The organism is Rheinheimera hassiensis (assembly GCF_022436675.1).
Classification (GTDB): domain Bacteria; phylum Pseudomonadota; class Gammaproteobacteria; order Enterobacterales; family Alteromonadaceae; genus Alishewanella; species Alishewanella hassiensis.
In genome coordinates this window covers 166,364-183,974 of the sequence record NZ_JAKUJZ010000005.1, presented here as the reverse complement: position 1 = coordinate 183,974, position 17,611 = coordinate 166,364, and the positions used below count along the sequence as shown (strand labels likewise).

General features: G+C 48.2%; 13 protein-coding genes and 3 tRNA genes. 11 read left to right on the top strand and 5 right to left on the bottom strand.

Annotation, left to right across the window (positions count from 1 at the left end):
- Window positions 1-18: 18 nt before the first annotated feature.
- The gene (locus tag MJX74_RS12050) at window positions 19-672 is read right to left on the bottom strand and encodes a DUF2726 domain-containing protein (protein ID WP_240223087.1); all 654 of its coding nucleotides are present in this window, start codon (window positions 670-672) and stop codon (window positions 19-21) included.
- A 239-nt stretch (window positions 673-911) separates the two neighbouring features.
- On the opposite strand from MJX74_RS12050, the gene aceB reads away from it, so the two are divergent.
- Complete coding sequence (gene aceB, locus MJX74_RS12045) at window positions 912-2,516, top strand: malate synthase A (protein ID WP_240223086.1); 1,605 nt, start codon at window positions 912-914, stop codon at window positions 2,514-2,516.
- 315 nt (window positions 2,517-2,831) lie between these two features.
- On the opposite strand, the gene MJX74_RS12040 is transcribed toward aceB, so the two are convergent.
- A complete protein-coding gene (locus MJX74_RS12040) occupies window positions 2,832-3,770 on the bottom strand; it encodes a LysR family transcriptional regulator (RefSeq protein ID WP_240223085.1) in 939 nt (312 codons plus the stop codon).
- A 227-nt stretch (window positions 3,771-3,997) separates the two neighbouring features.
- On the opposite strand from MJX74_RS12040, the gene MJX74_RS12035 reads away from it, so the two are divergent.
- On the top strand, window positions 3,998-5,593 hold the full coding sequence (locus MJX74_RS12035; protein WP_240223084.1) for an isocitrate lyase: 1,596 nt from the start codon (window positions 3,998-4,000) through the stop codon (window positions 5,591-5,593).
- Between the two features lie 198 nt (window positions 5,594-5,791).
- A complete protein-coding gene (locus MJX74_RS12030) occupies window positions 5,792-7,402 on the top strand; it encodes an endonuclease (protein ID WP_240223083.1) in 1,611 nt (536 codons plus the stop codon).
- 43 nt (window positions 7,403-7,445) lie between these two features.
- Here the strand turns inward: MJX74_RS12030 and MJX74_RS12025 are convergent, their stop codons facing one another.
- Window positions 7,446-10,211 (bottom strand): hybrid sensor histidine kinase/response regulator, encoded by a 2,766-nt coding sequence (locus MJX74_RS12025; protein WP_240223082.1) that lies wholly within the window; start codon window positions 10,209-10,211, stop codon window positions 7,446-7,448.
- Window positions 10,212-10,411: 200 nt separating this feature from the next.
- Between MJX74_RS12025 and MJX74_RS12020 the strand changes: the two genes are divergently transcribed.
- The 8 genes from MJX74_RS12020 (at window position 10,412) to MJX74_RS11985 (ending at window position 16,273) form a co-directional block, all read left to right on the top strand.
- Window positions 10,412-10,487 (top strand) — tRNA-Phe (locus MJX74_RS12020).
- Window positions 10,488-10,552: 65 nt separating this feature from the next.
- A tRNA-Thr gene (locus MJX74_RS12015) sits at window positions 10,553-10,628 on the top strand.
- Between the two features lie 19 nt (window positions 10,629-10,647).
- Window positions 10,648-10,723, top strand: a tRNA-Phe gene (locus MJX74_RS12010).
- A gap of 139 nt (window positions 10,724-10,862) precedes the next feature.
- Complete coding sequence (locus MJX74_RS12005; protein ID WP_240223081.1) at window positions 10,863-13,028, top strand: prolyl oligopeptidase family serine peptidase; 2,166 nt, start codon at window positions 10,863-10,865, stop codon at window positions 13,026-13,028.
- Between the two features lie 244 nt (window positions 13,029-13,272).
- A complete protein-coding gene (locus tag MJX74_RS12000; protein ID WP_240223080.1) occupies window positions 13,273-14,487 on the top strand; it encodes a phosphopentomutase in 1,215 nt (404 codons plus the stop codon).
- Window positions 14,488-14,496: 9 nt separating this feature from the next.
- The gene (gene deoD, locus MJX74_RS11995; RefSeq protein WP_092795588.1) at window positions 14,497-15,198 is read left to right on the top strand and encodes a purine-nucleoside phosphorylase; all 702 of its coding nucleotides are present in this window, start codon (window positions 14,497-14,499) and stop codon (window positions 15,196-15,198) included.
- Between the two features lie 32 nt (window positions 15,199-15,230).
- Window positions 15,231-15,701: a xanthine phosphoribosyltransferase gene (gene gpt / locus MJX74_RS11990; protein ID WP_338052276.1), complete on the top strand. Its 471-nt coding sequence runs from the start codon at window positions 15,231-15,233 to the stop codon at window positions 15,699-15,701.
- A 2-nt stretch (window positions 15,702-15,703) separates the two neighbouring features.
- Entirely contained in the window at window positions 15,704-16,273 is a 570-nt protein-coding gene (locus MJX74_RS11985) for a nucleoside deaminase (protein WP_240223079.1), read from the top strand.
- A gap of 36 nt (window positions 16,274-16,309) precedes the next feature.
- Here the strand turns inward: MJX74_RS11985 and MJX74_RS11980 are convergent, their stop codons facing one another.
- Together MJX74_RS11980 and MJX74_RS11975 are read right to left on the bottom strand one after the other, a co-directional pair.
- Window positions 16,310-16,528, bottom strand: coding sequence for a VF530 family protein (locus MJX74_RS11980; RefSeq protein WP_240223078.1), 219 nt, complete (start codon window positions 16,526-16,528; stop codon window positions 16,310-16,312).
- Window positions 16,529-16,594: 66 nt separating this feature from the next.
- Window positions 16,595-17,602, bottom strand: coding sequence for an isocitrate dehydrogenase (locus MJX74_RS11975; protein ID WP_240223077.1), 1,008 nt, complete (start codon window positions 17,600-17,602; stop codon window positions 16,595-16,597).
- Window positions 17,603-17,611 lie beyond the last annotated feature (9 nt).

The following is a 17,611-nucleotide window of genomic DNA, read 5'->3' as shown; positions in this document are numbered from 1 at the left end:
CTCATTTCTCCAAGTGCGTTAAGAAGCCTGTATCAGCGCAGTTTGCTGCGCTTTAATTTGTGAGTGTGACAAAGCTGGCACCGGCAAAGTATTGCCGCCAGCCGTTGCCGGTTTTAGTGAACGTACTGGCCGGGTAGGGCCTTTTTTCACTAAACCTTTAAACATGGGTTCAGGTTTGGTTACTGTTTTACCTAACCGGGACGCAATAGCTGCCTGAATATCGGCGGAAGTGTAACCGGCTTTTATTTTCATCCGCAGGTAAGGTACGCCTGCGGCATCCAACGCGCCGTTAACAAACCAGTCGGGTACAGCCTTGTGGCCTTCTTTACTGCTGTTATTAACTAAATCCAGCACTGCTATAACGCTAAAATCCTGCGGATCACATAAAACAAAATCCAGGTACTTGGTATTTAACTTCAGCATGGTGCTGGCACGGGTTTTATCGCTGGTGCCATTTTTAAGCTCCATAATATCGGCCAGCTTTACCCGGTTCATTACTTTGTAATCGTTAGCTACGGCTTTTTCCAGCAGTTGCATAAAAGAGCGCTCTACCGGGCTGAATAAACTGTTTTTCTTCTGCACCGGAAAAGGGTTGCCACTGTCAATAAAGCGGCTGGCTACCATCGCCACAACAATGACTAACAGTAAAATTAACAGCAGGACAAATTCCATGCATACCTCCGACAGAAAATTGACTCAATGTCTGACACATCATAAGACTGTGATAGATAAAGCATAAGTTGTGCCATATTTTCTTATATATTCATAATTTTACTATTTATGCTGCGAATGGCTGGCATTGTCTGCATTAATACATTTTATAGTTGAAAAGCGCTTATAGTTAGTGCCTACCCTGATACCTGACAGCCTTACCGGCAAATAGCGTACAGGCAGCAAAAAAGGACAGACTTATGACAACAAGCATCAGCCGTGCCGGTTTAAGCATAAATGCACCGTTAAATGCCGATTACGATACTATTCTGACAGAGCAGGCCTGTGCCTTGCTGGTAGCATTAACCCGCGAGTTTCGCCCGCGCTTAAAAGAGTTATTAGCTGCACGCCAGACAATACAGCAGCAATATGACGCGGGAGCTCTGCCGGATTTTCTGCCGCAAACCGCTAATATCCGTCAGTCTGACTGGCGCGTAGCACCAATACCTGGCGATTTGCAGAACAGAAGGGTGGAGATTACCGGCCCGGTTGATCGCAAAATGATCATTAACGCCTTAAATGCTGATGTAAAAGTATTTATGGCCGACTTTGAAGACTCGCAGGCGCCTAGCTGGGCCGGTGTTATTGAAGGCCAGATTAACCTGCGCGATGCTACCATGGGTACCATCAGTTATACCGATCCGCAAAGCGGTAAGCACTATGCGTTAAAAGATAATCCGGCCTTGCTAATTGCCCGTGTGCGCGGTTTGCACTTGTGGGAAAAACATTTGCTGGTGGATGGTGAGCAGATCCCGGGCTCCCTGGTTGATTTTGCGCTGTATTTTTTGCACAACTACCAAACCCGTTTAGCCAATGGCAGCGGTGTGTACTATTACCTGCCAAAGCTGCAAAGCCATTTGGAAGCTAAATGGTGGGACGATGTGTTTCGCTACACTGAGCAAAAGTTCAGCCAGCCAATTGGCACTATTCGCGCCACGGTATTAATTGAAACGCTGCCGGCCGTGTTTGAGATGGATGAAATTCTGTATATGTTACGCGATCACATCGTAGCGCTTAACTGCGGCCGCTGGGATTATATTTTCAGCTATATCAAAACGTTAAAAAATCATGCTGACCGTGTACTGCCAGATCGCCAGGTCGTTACCATGAAACAACCATTTTTAAATGCCTATTCGCGTTTATTGGTAAAAACCTGCCATAAACGCGGGGCACTGGCGATGGGTGGTATGGCCGCATTTATACCAGCCAAAGATGCTGCAGAAAACGCCGCTATACTGGCCAAAGTAACCGCAGATAAAGAGCTGGAAGCGGTTAACGGCCACGATGGCACCTGGGTGGCGCACCCTGGCCTTGCTGCTACGGCTAATGCAGTATTTGACAAGTACCTGGCAGGCGGCAAACAGAACCAGTTGGATATTAGCCGTGAAGCAGACGAAGAAATCAGTGCGGCACAGTTGCTTGAGCCTTGTGATGGTGGGCGTACAGAAGAAGGTATGCGTACTAATATTCGGGTGGCGCTGCAATATATTGCCGCCTGGATCAGCGGTAAAGGCTGTGTGCCGATTTATGGCTTGATGGAAGATGCTGCCACAGCGGAGATTTCGCGCACCTCTATCTGGCAGTGGATTAAACACGGTAAGAGCTTAAGCAACGGCAAGCTGATTACCAAAGCGTTATTTGCTTCTATGTTAGAGGAGGAGGCAAAAGTGGTACAGGAAGAAGTAGGCGAAGCAGTATGGGCAGAACAAAATTTTGCCAAAGCGCAAACTTTATTGCTTGATATCACGACTTCTGATCAACTGGTAGATTTTCTGACCCTGCCAGCTTATCAGTTACTTGATTAACCTGAGTAAACCACCAATGCAAAAGGCGCTGACTTGCTGACAGCGCCTTTTTTATGCGGTTGAAGACTGCAGATTAATGAGGGGATGGGCTGGAACCCCGTTTTGGTCGGCACAGAGTGTTTGAGTGAGTGCGCCAGCGCCAGCGCGAGCGAGTTGCTGTGGCGAGCCAAGGCGGGTGTTGCAGCACGTCCTGAGCATATATACCGGGATAAAACGCTTTTCCTCATTCGCCGGGGCAACTCGCCCTTATGCCTGCGGCAGGGCTCAGACACTCCCCGACTCATTCAAAAAAGGTTTTATCCCTGTCAGGTGGGCTCAGTTTAGCTCATCTGCAGTTTCTACAATTAAGCGGCGGAACCAGATATGGCTGGCGTCCTGGTGTAGCAACGGGCTCCAGATCATCTTCAGCTCAATCGACGGAATGGCAAACGGAGGGTCCATAATGGCCATTGCGCTATCATTTTCGTACAGGCGGGCTGCACGGCTGGGTAAAGTGGCAACTAAATCTATGCCTACCGCTAAATGCATTGCTACATGGTAGTTACGGGTAAATACCGAGATACTACGTTGTTTGCCCAACTTGGCTAAGGCTTCGTCTACCCAGCCCAGTTTTTGCACGTCTTTTGGGTCCATACCCACACCTACACCAAAGCCGGTTTTACTTACCCAAATATGCTGCGCTTTTAAGTAGCTGTCTAAATTAAAGTTTTTCAGCACCGGGTTTTGTGTGTTGATCAGACAGGAAAAGCTGTCGCGCCATACCGTTTTTTGGTGGAACGACTGCGGCAACTGATCAAAGCGGTTAATCGCCATATCCACCTTGCCGTTCTCGACATCATGAAAGGTCACATCGGACGGCGTCATAATATCCAGGCTGGTATGTGGCGCCTGCACGCGCATTTTTTTCAGTAATGCCGGTATTAAGGTAGAAGCTGCGTAATCGCTGGCCATAATACGGAACACCCGCTGGCTGTTAAGGGGTTCAAAATCTTTATTCGGTTGCAGGGTTTCTTCCAGTGTCAGTAACACCCCCCGTACTATCGGTGCCAGCTCGCGGGCCCGCTCTGTTGGCACCATGCCGTCTGAAGTGCGTACCAGTATCGGATCATTCAGTAAGTCGCGCAGCCGTTTCAGGCCGTTGCTCATGGCTGGCTGGGTTATATTAAGCCTGCCGGCGGCACGGGTAACATTTTTTTCGCGTAGCAGTACATCCAGGTACACCAGCAAATTTAAATCCATTTTATTAATATTCATTAGTTAAATAACCCGGCGACATTTCATAACTGAACTGAATCATAGCATTAGCACAGTGGCCAGCGTCAAGCTGACTTTGGTATTAGTTATATGAATGGTCAGCATCACAAAAATCACCTTTATGAATTACAAAAATGAAACCTATAGTGTAATGCAACAGGTAGTACATCAGCCTGGGAACAGTCAGCGTCCGGCAAGCCGGGCAATAAGCAAAAGAGGATACTGCTATGTCAGCTTACCAAGATGCAATACAACACATCGCCCAACTGCGCCAACAAAACGGCGAGGCCTGGAGTGCGATAAACCCTGAGTCTGCTGCCAGAATGCGGGCGCAAAACCGTTTTCATACCGGGCTGGATATCGCCAAATACACTGCCAAAATTATGCGTGCCGATATGGCTGCCTATGATGCAGACAGCAGCCAGTACACACAGTCATTGGGATGCTGGCACGGCTTCGTTGGTCAGCAAAAACTGATCGCTATTAAGAAACATTTCGGTACTACCAAACGTAAATACCTGTATTTGTCCGGTTGGATGATAGCGGCGCTGCGCTCTGAGTTTGGCCCCTTGCCAGATCAATCCATGCATGAAAAAACCGCGGTACCGGCCTTAATTGCAGAGCTGTATACCTTTTTAAAGCAAGCCGATGCCCGTGAGTTGGGGGGCTTATTCCGTGAGCTGGATGCCGCCAAAGCCGCTGGTGACAGCGCCAAAACTGCTGTAGTACAAAGCAAAATTGATAACTTTGAAACTCATGTGGTGCCTATTATCGCCGATATCGACGCCGGCTTTGGTAACGAAGAAGCCACTTATTTACTGGCAAAGAAAATGATAGAAGCCGGTGCCTGTGCTATCCAGATTGAAAACCAGGTGTCGGATGAAAAGCAATGTGGTCACCAGGACGGTAAGGTTACCGTGCCACATGCTGACTTTTTAGCGAAAATTAACGCCGTGCGTTACGCCTTTTTAGAGCTTGGCGTGGATGACGGTATTATTGTGGCCCGCACCGACTCGTTAGGTGCCGGTTTAACCAAACAAATTGCCGTTACCAATAAACCGGGCGATTTGGGCGACTTGTACAACAGCTTTTTAGACGGTGATGTGATCAGCGGCGCTGACGATATTGCCAACGGCGATGTGGTGGTAAAAGCCAACGGCAAATTACTGAAACCAAAACGCCTGGCCAGTGGTTTGTTCCAGTTTAAACAGGGCAGTGGCGTTGACCGGGTAGTGCTGGATTGTATTACCTCGTTACAGCATGGCGCTGACTTACTGTGGATTGAAACGGAAAAACCGCACGTTGGCCAGATAGCCGAAATGGTAAACCGCATTCGCGAAGTGGTGCCCAACGCCAAGTTGGTGTACAACAACAGCCCAAGTTTTAACTGGACGTTAAACTTCCGCCAGCAGGTATTTGATGCCTGGAAAACTGCCGCTAAAGACGTATCCGCTTATGACCGTGCTTTGCTGATGAGTGCCGATTACGATGCGACAGAGCTGGCGCTGGAAGCCGATAACCGTATTCGCACCTTCCAGGCTGATGCAGCGCGTGAAGCCGGTATTTTCCATCACCTGATCACCTTGCCCACCTACCATACGGCAGCGTTGTCTACCGACAATCTGGCGAAAGAGTACTTCGGTGCGGCTGGTATGCTGGGTTACGTTGAAGGGGTGCAGCGTAAAGAAATCCGCCAGGGTATTGCCTGTGTTAAACACCAGAATATGTCCGGCTCTGATGTCGGGGATGATCATAAAGAGTATTTCTCTGGCGAAGCTGCGTTAAAAGCCGGTGGTACGCATAACACTATGAATCAGTTTTAACTGCTGAGTGTTAAGTTTTGAGTTGGTTTTACACTACGTGGTCAGGAAACTGGCAGTGTTGGCAGCCTTGTGCTGCCTTTTTTATTGATAAATTCATCAATAATTAATAATTGCTTTATTTTTATGCATCTTATTTGCAATAGTGTAGAGGCACTGCTGACCGTTGGGCTGGCAGCTTTTAGCCACAGGACTAATACGATGAAAAGAGCAACCTTCTTACTTGGTGTACTTACTGCGCTGGCAATACCGGCGCAGGCTACCGTAGTTAACGGTGGTTTTGAGCAATGGGCTCAGGGCCAGCCTACGGCATGGAGCTTAATTGACAGCGGTATTAGCGTTAGTCAGTCAAACACAATAAAACTCAGCGGTAGCAGCGCCGCAGCCATCAGTGTTAATACGGCAGATCAGGCTAACACTGACTTTCGCCAGCTGGTTGGCGTAACGGCCGGCCAGACTTATACCTTCAGCACTGCGGTTTATCATACTGAAGGCAACGTGAGGGCCCGGCTTTATGTAAACGGCTATCAGGGCTATTCCAATGAGCAGCTAACCGGGCAGTGGCAAACACTTAGCCACAGTTACACCGCACCCAGCAGTGGCAATATAGAAGTCGGTTTACGTTTTTATGATGTAGCAGGCTTTGATGGCTCCGAGCTGGTATATGTTGACGAGTTTAAACCTGCCAGCACAACAGAGCCACCCGCGACAGGCTGCAGTAATACCAGCCTGAGCTTTGCACTGAGTACCGATAACTACGGTGCAGAAACCAGCTGGCAGTTAACTAACGCGCAAAACCAGCAGCAATATGCTGGCTCAGGCTATGCCGGTAACACCAGCTACAGCGAGCAGTGGTGTCTGGCCGATGGCGAATACAGCTTTACCATTTTTGACAGCTATGGTGATGGTATTTGCTGTAGTTACGGTAATGGCAGTTATAGCGTGACACTTAACAACCAGCCCGTGTTCAGTGGCAGCAGTTTCGGTGCGCAGCAAAGCCATAGCTTTACGCTTGGGAGTGCCGGTGGTGGCGATGTTGATTTAGGCAGCTACTACGCGGATGCTGCAGGCTTAACCGGCTACAACCTGAAAACAGCACTACATAATATTATTAACAACCACACTGCGCGCGGATATAGCGCTATCTGGGGGTTTTACAATGTTTATGAGCTGGATAACTACTACGAGAATGATGGCTCTATTTTGGATATCTACTCGGAAAAACCCTCTGCGACAGACAGCTATGTATATGCTGCAGGTAGCGATCAATGTGGTAGCTATAACAGCGAAGCGGATTGCTATAACCGTGAGCACAGCTTTCCGCGCAGCTGGTTTGGTGGTGCCATAGAGCCGATGAACTCGGATATCCATCATATTTTCGCCACTGACGGTTTTGTTAACTCAAAACGCGGTAGCTATCCGTTTGGTAAAGTAGGCAGCGCCAGTTTCACGTCAACCAACGGCTCGAAACTGGGTAGCGCTATCGCCGGTAGCGGTTATAGTGGCACTGTATTTGAACCGATAGATGAGTTTAAAGGTGATATAGCCAGGGCATATTTTTATATGGCAACCCGGTATCAGAGTCAGCTGGCAAACTGGCAAAACAACAGTACCGAAGCTAATGCAGCGTTAAACGGCACGACCACCCAGGTATTTGAAAACTGGTTGTTACAGTTGCTGAAACAATGGCACCAGCAGGATCCGGTTAGCCAGAAAGAGCGTGATCGCAACAATGCGGCATATCAGTATCAGGGTAACCGTAACCCTTTTATTGACCATCCGCAATTTGTCAGCGCTATCTGGGGTAACTAAAATGAGACAGCGTCGGCTTATTGCCGACGCTGTTGTTTTACGCTCAATAACGTTGTTTTACGTAACTGACTACTTCCTGATATTTCTCCTGCATCAGGCGGATATAATCGTTAATTACCGGCCAGTCACTTTCTTCGGCTGCTTTTTCCAGTTTTAGTGCATCGCCGGATAAGCCAAGTGCACCGACACTTTTTGCTACCGACTTAAACTGATGTGCTACTGAGCGTACTGTGCTGCGATCCTGATTTTGCACCGCAGTGGCCATATTGCTAAGCAGTTCAGCGGCATGTTTTACAAAGTAATTCAGGTATTCTTCATGCTTGGCCGGGTTATTGCCAAGGAAATTAGCAATAGTGGTAAAGCATATCGGCGAATTGTTCTGATTGTTTTCGGTAGCTGAGACAGTGGTTTTTTTCAGTTCAGCAGCGTGCGGTAGCCAGCGGGTGAGCATGGTTTCCAGCGCCGCCAGTTCAATCGGCTTGGTGATATAGCCGTCCATGCCTACACTCAGACATTTTTGCTCTTCACCTTTGAGTGCATTGGCGGTTACCGCAACGATACGGGTGAATTCGGCACCTTCGCTTAGGTGCAAGCTTTCTTTGCGGATCGCGCTGGTCAGGTCGTAGCCACTCATATTCGGCATATGCAAATCTGTCAGCAGCAGCGGGTAGTGGTACTGGCGCCATTTTTCCAGCGCTATCGCGCCGTCATCGGCAACTTCTACTGCGTAACCCAGCGCATTTAACTGATCAACAATTACGCGCTGGTTCATTAAATTATCTTCAGCCAGCAATACCAGACGGCGCTGTTTACGCGCTTCTTCAAGCGAGGGCACCAGACGGTTTTGTTGTGGTTCGCTGCTGGTATAAACCGGTTTGCTTTTGCGCTTTGCGGCTATTAACACGGCATCAAATAAATGGCTGCGGCATATTGGTGAGCTGTGCAGATAATACACCCTGTCGGTGCTGCGCTCTGACAATTCCACCTGATTGGTGATCACCACAAACTGTACCTGGGCCATAGTGGGTAACTGCAACAATTGATCTATTTCATTTGCCGAAATTTGCTCATAGGTTGCATCCAGCACCCATACTGCTGCCTGTTTGGGAGGTAATGGCTTCAGAGCCTGTGCTTTTTGCAACAAAGTGTCAAAATGGCTGGCAACATCAAGTTCGGCACCGGTATGGCTGAGGTAATCATGTAAATGCGCCATGTTGTGTACGTCTGCGCTGAACAGGCATATATAAATATCACGCAGTAGTTCTTTATCCGGATATTGAATTTCATCTGAGCGGCGCATGGGTATACGCACAATAAATTCGGTGCCCTGATCCACCTGACTGTTCACACTGATATCACCGTACATCAGTGTGGTTAAGCGCTGGCAAATAGACAAACCAAGGCCTGTACCGCCAAATTTACGGGTAATTGAACCCTCTGCCTGGTTAAAAGGCTGAAATACATAGTTAATTTGACGCTGCGTCATGCCTTTGCCGTTGTCTGTCACACTAAACTGGATTTGGCTGAAATCCATATTTTCTTCCAGCAGCTCCGCTTTAATAATGACCAGTCCGGTTTTCTCCGGCGTGGTCTGGGTAAACTTAATTGCATTACCTGCCAGGTTGTACAGAATTTGCCGCAACCGCACCGGGTCGCCAATCAGGCCGTCGGGTATGCGGGGATCAATAAACAGTTTCAGGTCAATTTGCCGCTGATGCGCCACCGATACCAGAATACGGCCGACAGCTTCAATAATATCCACCAGTGACAATGGTATGGTTTCCAGTTGCAGTTTACCGGCTTCAATTTTTGAAAAATCGAGAATATCGTCCAGGATGCGCAGCAATGAGAATGACGACTCACGTACCGTGTCTGTCATGCGAAACTGCGAGGTGGATAGCTGAGTCTTACGCAGTAAATCAATAGTACCGATAATGCCATTCATTGGCGTACGGATTTCATGGCTCATGGTAGCAAGAAAAGTTGATTTGGCTTCGTTGGCTTTTTCTGCGGTGAGCTTAGCGGTTTCCAGCGCATCGGTACGTTCTTTAATGCGGGTTTCCACTTCCAGCTTCAGGTTTTTAATGTTCTGCTCCGATGCTGCCAGGGCTTCCTGCGCTTGCTGTATGCGGCGGAGCAGCTGGTTAATATAACTACCAAGCGTGCCGTAGCTGTCTTGTGCGTGGCTGTCGACGCTGCTGTTGTATTGATCTTTATCCAGCGCCTGACGGGTGCCAACTAATAAAGGCTTAATACGGCGGCTGAAAAAGCCTGAAATAGTGGCCGCAAATACCGCGCTTAGTGTTAGTGCCAATACCAAACTTACGCCAAAAGCAGCAAAAAAAGGCCAGCTTGGGCGCAGTTTTAACTGTTGTACATAGATCAGAATAGCGGTTTGCTGCTGCGGTAAATTAATCAACTGATTGACGATCAGATAGTTATCCTGCTGCAAAGCACTGTCTTGCCATACAGGCTGGGGTACAAAACCCTGCACATTACTGGTATTGGCAATAAGTTCGGTTTGTTGGTTGGGTAGTGTCCGGTATACATAAAGTGCACGGTCGGTATTACCATCCCGGGTTTGAAACAGCATTTGCTCAGTAGCCGCGGTATTGTTTTCTGCCAGTAGTGGCTGTAAAACGCGGCTTAGCAAGCGGCTGTCAGCTGTTAGCCGGTTTAGTTGCTGTTCATTTAGGCCAGGCTCAGGTTGGTTTAGCCAGGCAAACAGCGCTGCCTGAGCAAATAAAATCAGCAGAGACAGTACAGTCAGGCGCTTAAAAATCGGTTTACTAAACGACGTGTTTTCCATTAGTTTTCCAATATTTTGCTGCCAGCTCAGCAGACTTTATGCACTGGCGGGCATTTTAACAACTTTTCATAATTTAGGTAGCCAGTGTTGGTTTTTGCTGCTTATTGTAGCGGGTTGTTCAACTATTAGGCTAACGCACCAGCAGCATTAAAATATCTGTTGACTTAAGATCGTAAAATCCGTTTAATACGACCCGCGTTGCCCAGATAGCTCAGTCGGTAGAGCAGCGGATTGAAAATCCGCGTGTCGGTGGTTCGATTCCGCCTCTGGGCACCATCAGTTTTTGGTGCTCAAGTTGTACTAAAGTAACAGAGTTATTCAACTTGTGTCACGTTGTCGCAGCCGCTTTAGCTCAGTTGGTAGAGCAACTGACTTGTAATCAGTAGGTCATCCGTTCGACTCGGATAAGCGGCACCATTTTGCGTCAGCCAGTTTTGCCCAGATAGCTCAGTCGGTAGAGCAGCGGATTGAAAATCCGCGTGTCGGTGGTTCGATTCCGCCTCTGGGCACCATACTTAAAAACCCTAACCATTTGGTTAGGGTTTTTTCGTTTAATACCGCCGAAAATCCGTTGAGCCGAAATAGGCAAACACCGGCTTCTTTGTTAAGCTCTGACGGGCTATAACAAAAAGAATCAGGGAGTTCCTCACGATGAAGCACGTTTTAAGTATCCTGGCCGTTTCCTTACTGGCTGCCTGTGGCAGCGAATCGAAAACTGATATTGCCACCCAACCTAATAGTGTAACCATGACAGAAGCTGCAAAAACCACCTTTACCTATCCGCAAACCGCTAAAGGCGACGTGGTAGATAGCTATTTTGAACAAAAAATTGCCGACCCGTATCGCTGGCTGGAAGATGATCGCAGCAGCGAAACCGAAGCCTGGGTAAAAGCACAAAATAAAGTTACTTTTGATTATCTGGAGCAAATTCCATACCGTGAGCAGGTGAAGCAAAAGCTGGCGGCATCGTGGAACTATGAAAAAGTAACCGCGCCGTTCAAAGAAGGCAAATACACCTACTTCTATAAAAATGACGGTTTGCAAAACCAGTATGTATTGTACCGCCAACTGGAAGATGGCAGCAGTGAGGTGTTTTTAGATCCCAACACCTTTAGCAGTGACGGCACAACATCGTTGGCTGAGGTTAGTTTTTCTAAAGATGGCTCTATGTTGGCGTATTCTATTTCTGAAGGCGGCAGCGACTGGCGTAAAATTATCATTATTGACGTTGAGACTAAAAAGCCGCTGGAATCAGAGCTGACTGATGTTAAATTCAGCGGTATCAGCTGGTTTGGCAACGAAGGTTTTTACTATTCCAGTTACGACAAGCCAGATGGCAGTGAACTGTCGGCAAAAACGGATCAACATAAGCTGTACTACCACAAGCTGGGCAGTGCGCAAAAAGACGATGCTGTTATTTTTGGTGGCACTGAAGCACAAAAGCATCGCTATGTTGGTGCCTCGGTAACCGAAGATGATCGTTACCTGCTGATTTCTGCTGCGGTATCGACCTCTGGTAATAAGTTATTTTTAAAAGATTTAGCCAACCCGGACAGCCCGTTGGTGACCATTTTGGATCATACCGATTCGGATACCGACTTGCTGGATAACGACGGCAGCAAGCTGTTTCTGGTTACCAACTTAAATGCACCAAATAAAAAAGTGGTTACGGTTGATGCCGCTAAACCGCAAGCGGAAAACTGGCAGGATCTGATCCCGCAAACAGATAATGTGCTTAGCGCATCAACCGGCGCCGGTTATATCTTTGCTGAGTATATGGTTGACGCCATTGCCAAAGTGCAGCAATACGATTATAGCGGCAAACTGGTACGTGATATTACGCTGCCGGGTGTGGGCAGTGTCGGTGGCTTCAGTGGTAAAAAAGATGACCAAAAGCTGTATTACACTTTTACCAACTATATTACGGCGCAAACTATTTATGATTTCAGCCCAACTGATGGTAACTCAGCAGTTTACAGCAAATCAGGTGCAAAGTTTGACAGCGATAACTATGTGTCGGAGCAGGTGTTTTACAGCTCAAAAGATGGCACTAAAGTACCGATGATTATCAGCTACAAAAAAGGACTGAAACGCGATGGCAGCAACCCAACCATGTTGTATGGCTACGGTGGTTTTAATATCAGCCTGACCCCGGCGTTTAACATTCCCAATGCTGTATGGATGGATCTGGGGGGCGTATATGCGGTGCCAAGCCTGCGCGGTGGTGGTGAGTACGGTAAAGCCTGGCATCAGGCCGGTACTCAGTTACAAAAGCAAAATGTGTTTGACGACTTTATCGCAGCTGCAGAGTATCTGCAAAAAGAGGGGTATACCTCTAAAGAAAAGCTGGCAATTCGTGGCGGCTCTAATGGCGGCTTGTTGGTTGGCGCAGTAATGACACAACAGCCAGAGCTGATTAAAGTGGCGTTGCCAGCGGTTGGTGTGCTGGATATGCTGCGTTACCACACCTTTACTGCCGGTGCCGGTTGGGCATACGACTACGGTACCAGTGAGCAAAGTAAAGAAATGTTTGATTACCTGCTGGCTTACTCACCGGTGCATAATGTAAAAGCAGGCGTGGCGTACCCGGCAACGATGGTAACCACAGCCGATCATGATGACCGCGTAGTACCGGCACACTCGTTTAAGTTTGCTGCTGAGTTACAGGCAAAAGATGCCGGTGTTAACCCGCAGCTTATCCGCATTGAAACCAATGCTGGCCATGGTGCTGGTACACCGGTATCCAAGCAGATTGAGCAAACGGCCGATATGGTTAGCTTTACACTGTATAACATGGGCTATAAGCAACTGCCTTAACCGGCTGAGCGATGAGAAGAACCCGCTGTGACAGCGGGTTCTTTGTTTTTATTAAAACTGTTTCAGGCAGTATGGTGTTTATCTAAAGTTGATATTGTAAAGATTAGCGCTTCGTTTTACACTGCGTGCCCTTTTTTAAATGTGCACGCCAGCCTGTTATGCCAGCCTTGTAACGGTTATGCTGGTCTGGTTTTATCACAACTGGTTTGTCACAGATGGACAACAAAAGATCAGGAGCAGGACAATGGCAAAAAAAGCAGTGATCCTGGTATTGGATAGCTTTGGTATTGGCTATGCACCGGATGCCGATAAGTTTGGTGATGTTGGTGCTAATACCTTTGCCAGTATCGCAAAAGCCTTTCATGCGCAAAAAGGCCGCCAGTTGGCATTGCCTAATCTGGCGCAACTGGGCTTGGTTAAGGCTGCCACCGCGGCCTCCAATGGTGTGCAGGCCGATATAGCCGGTGCAAGGTCGATAACCGGCGCTTATGGTTATGCGCGTGAACTAAGCAGCGGCAAAGACACGCCAAGCGGCCACTGGGAAATTGCCGGTGTACCGGTACTGTTCGACTGGGGTTATTTCCATGATAAAACCGGCAGTTTTCCGCCAGAGTTGCTTAACGAACTATGCCAACGTACCGGCGTGCCTGGTATTTTGGGCAACTGCCATGCCTCAGGCACTGATATTCTGGTCAAGCTGGGTGATGAGCATATTAAAACCGGTAAGCCGATTTGTTATACCTCGGCCGACAGCGTGTTTCAGGTAGCGGCGCATGAAGAACATTTTGGTCTGCAGAAACTGCTGGATTTTTGTCTGGTAGCACGCGAGCTATTGGACAAATACAATATTGGCCGTGTTATTGCCCGGCCATTTCTGGGCGATAACGCCAATAACTATGCCCGCACCGGTAACCGCCGCGATTATTCAGTATTGCCACCGGCACCAACTGTATTGGATAAGCTGACAGATGCCGGCGGTAAGGTGATCAGCATTGGCAAAATTGCTGATATTTATGCTCATCAGGGCATTAGTGAAAGTTTAAAAGCCACCGGCCTTGAAGCACTGGTAGACAAAACGCTGGTGCAAATGGCACAACAGGTTGATAACAGCATTATCTTTACCAATCTGGTTGATTTTGACCAGAATTTTGGCCACCGCCGTGATCCTATCGGTTATGGCGAAGCGCTGGAATACTTTGACAGTCGCTTGCCGCAATTAATAGCTGCCTGTGGTGATGACACCTTAATGCTTCTGACAGCAGATCATGGTTGTGACCCAACCTGGCATGGTACTGAACATACGCGTGAATATATTCCGGTGCTGGCCTACAAAAACGGTATGCAAGACATTAATTTAGGCGAGCGCATGAGCTTTGCCGATATTGGCCAGACTCTGGCAGGTTATTTTGAGCTGGAGGCCATGGCCTACGGCGACTCCTTTTTAGATAAAATTAACTAAGAGACTTTTATGGCAACTCCGCATATTAATGCGCCAGAAGGCGCTTTTGCAGCAACCGTACTAATGCCGGGCGATCCGCTGCGGGCCAAGCATATTGCAGAAACTTTTTTAACTGACGCGGTATGTGTAAACACCGTTCGTAATATGTTTGGCTACACCGGTACCTACAAAGGTAAGCCGGTAAGCGTGCTGGGCTCGGGTATGGGCGTACCGTCTATGTCTATTTATGCCACCGAGCTGGTAAAGTTTTATGGTGTTAAAAACATTATCCGTATTGGCTCTTGTGGCGGTTTGCCGCTGGACGTAAAAGTACGTGATGTGGTGATCGGCATGGGCGCCAGCACCGATTCCAGCGTAAACCGTAACCGTTTAGCCGGAATGGATTTTGCCGCTATTGCCAGTTTTAACCTGCTGGAAAAAGCCGTAGCTGCGGCCCGGGCAAAAAATATTAATGTCAAAGTAGGTAATGTGTTTACCTCAGATTTATTCTACAACCCGGACGAAACCTTATTCGACACCCTGGAAAAATACGGCGTGCTGGCGGTAGAAATGGAAGCGGCCGGTTTATATGGCGTGGCGGCAGAATACGGCATTAATGCGTTGGCTATTTTTACGGTAAGCGATCATATCCGTACCGGTGAAGCATTAAGCGCTGAGCTGCGCCAGACCAGCTTTAATGAAATGGTTGAAGTAGCACTGGGCTGCTTATAATTTTCGTGTAACCGATTTTGCAGGACAGACAGATGTCATTATCAAGCAATAAAATGTTTTATGTATCGTGGGAAGCGTTTCACCGCGCCACTAAAGAGCTGGCGCATCAGCTGCTGGGACAGGACTATAACGCTATAGTGGCGGTAAGCCGTGGTGGCCTGGTGCCGGCCGCTATTTTGGCCCGCGAGCTGAATATCCGCGTGGTAGACAGCATTTGTGTTGCCAGTTATGACCATGATAAACAAGGCAGCCTGAGCATTTTAAAAGACGCCAGCCTGGCTGATTCTGACAAACTGCTGATTGTGGATGATCTGGTGGACACCGGTGAAACAGCCCGGGCTTTGCGCGAACACTTCCCTAAAGCCTGCTTTGTTACTGTGTATGCCAAGCCGCAAGGTAAGCCATTGGTGGATAAATACGTAACAGATATCGAGCAGGATACCTGGATCCAGCTGCCATGGGATATGGAACTGGCCTATAGCAAGCCGTTAGCTGAGAAGTAACTATGACCGCAGTACAAAAATTAACCCTGCATTTGCCGGACTGGATTAACGACGTAGTCGACTGGCAAAAAGTGTATCAAAACGACGATGAAAAAATGGCGCTGGCGGTCGAGCTGTCAAAGCAAAACGTGCTGCGCGGCACCGGTGGCCCTTTTGGTAGCGCTATTTTTGATTGTGCCAGCGGCAAACTGGTTAGCGTGGGTGTAAACCGGGTAGTGCCACTGCATAACTCTACTGCACATGGCGAAATGATGGCGATAATGCTGGCAGAGCAAAATGTGCAAAGCTTTAGTTTATCGGCCGATGGTGTTAAGCGTGAGCTATTTACCTCGTGTGAGCCCTGCGCCATGTGTTTAGGCGGTACCTTATGGAGTGGTGTAAAGCGTTTGGTATGCGCTGCTACTGCTGAAGATGCCCGTGCTATCGGTTTTGACGAAGGCCCGGTATTTGCGCAGAGTTATCAGTATTTACGCGACGCTGGCGTAGAAGTGGTGCAATTGGTACAGCGTGATGCAGCCAATAGCGTATTGCAGAATTATATTGGTAGCGGTGGCGCTATTTATAATGGCTAGGGTGTAACGGCTAAATAAACCCAAGCTGGATCAGTGTTACTGATACAGCTTGGTTGCTACATATAACTCTTCTACTTTCTGCCTTGCCCAGGGCGTTTTACGTAAAAACTTCAAACTGCTTTTTACCGACGGATCTGATTTAAAGCAGTTGATATCAATCTGTTTTGCCAGGCCCGGCCAGCCAAAGTGATCAACCAGCGCGGTGACAATTTGCTCCAGCGTAACGCCATGCAGCGGGTTCTTTGGTTGAGACATATAAGGTCCCTATTGTTGGCGTGAGCAAGCCGGTTCATGCCTGAACCGGCTGCATACAGTCCAGGCTTATAAACGCTCTAACATCGCAGCGGTAAAGTCGGTGGTGCCGAAGCTGCCGCCTAAATCACGGGTGGTGCGATCGCCGGTGGCGATAACATCGGCCAGAGCACTGCGGATTTTCTCGGCTTTATCCTGCATGCCTAAATATTCCAACATCTGAATAGAGGCCAGAATTACTGAGCTTGGGTTAGCCAGGTTTTTACCGGCAATATCCGGCGCGCTGCCATGTACTGCTTCAAAAATGGCGCAATCTGTACCAATGTTAGCACCTGGCGCCATACCTAAACCACCGACTAAACCGGCGCATAAATCTGACAAAATATCGCCAAACAGGTTGGTAGTAACAATAACGTCGAACTGTTGCGGGTTCATTACCAGCTGCATACAGGCGTTATCAACAATCATTTCCTGTGCTTCAATATCCGGGTAGCGGGTAGCCACTTCACGCGCTGTTTTCAGAAATAAACCTGAGGTGGATTTCAGAATGTTGGCCTTGTGTACAATAGTCACTTTCTTGCGCTTTTCGCGCCGTGCCGTTTCAAAGGCAAACACTGCAATACGCTCGGCACCTTCTTTAGTCACAATACTGGTGGCTTCTGCTACCAGGCCGTCGGCAGACACGACCTGGCCATGGCCAGAGTACATACCTTCGGTATTTTCACGGATAGTGATGATGTCGATGTTTTCGTAACGGGCTTTAGTGCCTTTAAATGAAATAACCGGGCGCACGTTAGAGTACAGGTTAAATTTCTTACGCAGCGTTACGTTAATAGAGGTAAAACCTTCACCCACTGGCGTGGTCAGCGGGCCTTTTAAGGTGATTTTATTGCGGGCAATGGCATCCAACGTGGCTTGTGGCAACAGCTCACCGGTTTTTTCCAGCGCAGTTAAACCGGCATCGACATATTCATAATCGAAGTTGCAGCCCACTTTGTCCAGCACCTGGATGGCGGCTTCAACGATACTTGGGCCTATGCCATCGCCTTTAATGACAGTAATAATTTGCTTGCTCATGGGGGATCC